The 3480-nt window shown below is 65.8% G+C and carries 3 protein-coding genes; 1 reads left to right on the top strand and 2 read right to left on the bottom strand.

Annotation, left to right across the window (positions count from 1 at the left end):
* Window positions 1-1932: methyl-accepting chemotaxis protein (locus AC5P5W_RS20640; RefSeq protein ID WP_495221422.1), on the bottom strand; the 1932-nt coding region annotated here is incomplete at its 3' end.
* Window positions 1933-2233: 301 nt separating this feature from the next.
* Here AC5P5W_RS20640 and AC5P5W_RS20635 point away from each other — a divergent pair.
* Entirely contained in the window at window positions 2234-2878 is a 645-nt protein-coding gene (locus tag AC5P5W_RS20635; RefSeq protein WP_032959438.1) for a hypothetical protein, read from the top strand.
* 130 nt (window positions 2879-3008) lie between these two features.
* Here AC5P5W_RS20635 and AC5P5W_RS20630 read toward each other — a convergent pair.
* The coding region (locus AC5P5W_RS20630) for a methyl-accepting chemotaxis protein (RefSeq protein ID WP_495204213.1) at window positions 3009-3480 on the bottom strand (472 nt) is incomplete at its 5' end.

Here is a 3480-nt window from a genome sequence, read left to right as displayed (position 1 = left end):
GATCTCGGCCATGATGTCGGTCACGCGCTGCACCGAGGCGACGATCTCGCCCATGGTCGCGCCGGCCTTGTGCACCAGCGCCGAGCCGTCGTTGACCTTGCCGACCGAGTCGTCGATCAGGCCCTTGATCTCCTTGGCGGCGGCGGCCGAGCGCTGGGCGAGGGTGCGCACTTCGCTGGCGACCACGGCAAAGCCGCGGCCCTGTTCGCCGGCACGCGCGGCTTCCACCGCGGCATTCAGTGCCAGGATGTTGGTCTGGAAGGCAATGCCGTCGATGACCGAGATGATCTCGGCGATCTTCTTCGACGAGGCTTCGATGGCCGACATGGTGGTGACCACCTGGCCGACCACTTCACCCCCCTGCAAGGCGACACCGTGCGCGCCGATGGCGAGCTGGTTGGCCTGGCGTGCGTGCTCGGCGTTCTGGCGCACGGTGGAGGTCAGTTCCTCCATCGAGGCGGCGGTTTCTTCCAGGTTGGCAGCCTGCTGCTCGGTGCGGCGCGACAGGTCGCTGTTGCCGGAGGCGATCTCGCCGGCGGCCAGGGTGATGCTGGAGGCGGTGGCCTGGATCTGGCCGACGATCTGGGTCAGCTGTGCAACGGTGGTGTTGGCATCGTCGCGCATGCGTGCGAACACGCCCTGGTAATCGCCGTGCATGCGTGCGGTCAGGTCACCTTCGGCGATGGCCGACAGCAGCTGCGAGAGCTTGCCGAGGTTGTCATCGCTGACCGCCATCATCGCGTTGAGGTTCTCCAGCATCAGGCGGAAATCGTGATCGAAGCGCTGCGCATCGCCACGGAGGCTGAAGTCGCCGGCGGCGGCGGCGCTGGCCAGCTGCTTGATCTCGGCATTGATGCGGCCGAGGTTGGCCTTGACCGTATCAACGGTGGTTGTCATCGCGGCCTTTTCGCCCGGGTAGCGTGCAATGTCGCGGCTGAGATCGCCAACCGCGTACTGCTGCACCACGTCCAGCACGTCGTGCAGGGTCTGCACGTGGCCGCCGACCAGGGCGTTGGTTTCCTGCACCATCAGCCCGTACTCGCCGGGGAAGGCGCTGGCGTCGATGCGGTAGCTCAGTTCGCCACCGTCGTGACGGCGCGCCATTTCGCGCTGGCCGGTGATGACTGCATGCAGCTGCTGCTGCATGCCGGCCATGGCCACCAGCAGGCGGCCGGTTTCGTCGTGCGGCTGCGGGCCGATGTGGCTGTCCAGCTTGCCGCCGGCGATGCCTTCGGCCACGGCGGTGGCCTGCTTCAGCGGCACGGCGATGCGGTTGCCGATGACCCAGCTCAGGGCCAGCACGATCAGCACCAGTACGCCACCAGAGACCGCCATGATGGCGGTGAACACCAGCGCCTGTTTCTGCACGTCGTCCATGTAGACGCCGCTGCTGACCACCCAGTTCCAGGGCGCGAACAGGCCGGCATAGGCGACCTTCTCGACCTCGCCCTTGCTGCCCGGCTTGGCCCAGCGGTAGTTGACGAAGCCGCCGCCGGCGCGAGCCGCTTCGACCTGGTCGTAGTAGATCCGGACGCCGTCGTCGGTGCGGAAGTCCTTCATGTCCTTGCCGACCAGGTCCTTGCGGAACGGGTGCATCAGCAGGCGGTAGCCGGTGTCGTAGATGTTGAAGTAGTAGGTATCGTTCCCGGCGCGCATGACCTCCAGCGCCTGCAGCGCGGCGCTCTTGGCGGCCTCTTCGCTGAGCTCGCCGGTACCGGCCAGGCGGTGGTAGTGCAGCAGGATGCCGTAGCTCAGTTCGACCTGGGTCTTCAGCGCGCTCTTGCGGGTTTCGGTCAGGTCCAGGTACTGCATGCGGGCGGCGATCACCGAGAGCGCGATCACGCCGAGCGCGATGAGCAGCGTCAGCAGGTTGAGCTTGCGCCGGACGGAAAGATTGCGGAAGTAGTGTTGCCAGCGATGCAGGAGATTCATCGAGCAGGACCAGGTCGAAGCGGGCGGGCGGCGCCGTGCCGGTCAGCGGCGGGATGCGCCGTGACAACCCCGTTATCGGCCGCGCGGGCGGGGGATTGAGGTGCGGTGTCCGAACGTATTCAGGTTTCCTTGCAGCGGCGGCTGCGGCGCTGCCTGCGGATCATGGGGTCAGATCCCTTTTCCTCGGGTAAAGGGATCTGACCCCGTAGATCCGGCGGACCTCGCATTTGCAACTTCCCCCATAGCCACTTGTTCGCCACCCGGTTCAACGTTCCAGGTTTTGGGTCGAGGTGATTGCGTATTGGATGGATTTGCGGCGTTCGTCGAGCAGCAGAGGGCCGATCTGAAGCGCGTTGCGCGGCATACCCAGGGGGAATGCAGCGAACAGGATGTGATCAATGAAGCATGGCTGTTGGCTGCGACATGGGGAGATGAAGGGAGGGAGCCGCTGGATCTGGCGGCGCCTGATGATCGGACCCTGTTGATCAGTTATCTGTACCAGAAGCTGGTTCGCTACACCGATGTGAACGTCAGGCACGCCGTACGCCTGGATCACGCACCCAGCGGGGAGGAGGGCGGTCACCCCTTGCTGGCGCGGTTGAGTGCGGACGGGCAGGACCCCTTGTCCTTTCTGCAACTGCGTGAAGAGGCTCCCCTCCCGCCGGGCGAGGGGGAGCTGAAGTATTCCGTAGCAAGCACTTATCTGGTGATGTTGCAGCACCACAATTTCCGCGTCCCCGCACTGGCCCGCTTTCTGCGTTTGTCCATTTCCCACACGTACCGTTGTTGTGCCGGTGCGAGCGCGCTGTCCGCGTGGCAACATGCGCTCGTTCTGGCTCCGCCGATCAGCATGGAGAGCCTGAGGCCATGGCGTCGATGTCGTGCGCTGCGTGTTCCGAGGCAACTCGAGTTCGACTTTGAAGACAGGCTTGAGTTGAGGGCGTAGAGGATCCCGCGATGGGGTCGACGTGGGGTCAGATCCCTTTTCCTGAGGAAAAGGGATCTGACCCCGGGGGGTAAACAAAAACGCCCCAGCACAGGGCCAGGGCGTTCTCGTAACTCAGGTCAGGCAGGCATCAGAACTCCTGCCAGTCCCCGTCGGCCAGTTCGGTGGCCATCGGGCGACCACCCGCCGTGCGGCGGGCCGGCGGGGCAGCCGGGGCCGGGGCAGCCGGTGCAGCGGCGCGCGGCGCCGGGGCGGTGACGCGCGGGGCGGCGACGACCTCGGCTTCGTCCACCACGAAGATCGACACGGCCTCGCTGAGGTGGCCGGCCTGTTCTTCCATCGCACGTGCGGCGGCGGTGGCTTCTTCCACCAGCGCGGCGTTCTGCTGCGTGGTTTCGTCCATCTGCACCACGGTCTGGTTGACCTGCTCGATGCCGGCGCTCTGTTCCTGCGAGGCGGCGGAGATCTCGGCCATGATGTCGGTCACGCGCTGCACCGAGGCGACGATCTCGCCCATGGTCGCGCCGGCCTTGTGCACCAGCGCCGAGCCGTCGTTGACCTTGCCGACCGAGTCGTCGATCAGGCCCTTGATCTCCTTGGCG

This window comes from Stenotrophomonas sp. YJH_SMC_123 (assembly GCF_059368215.1).
Note: the sequence above shows the minus strand (reverse complement) of the source record. Positions and strands in the feature narration are given on the sequence as shown.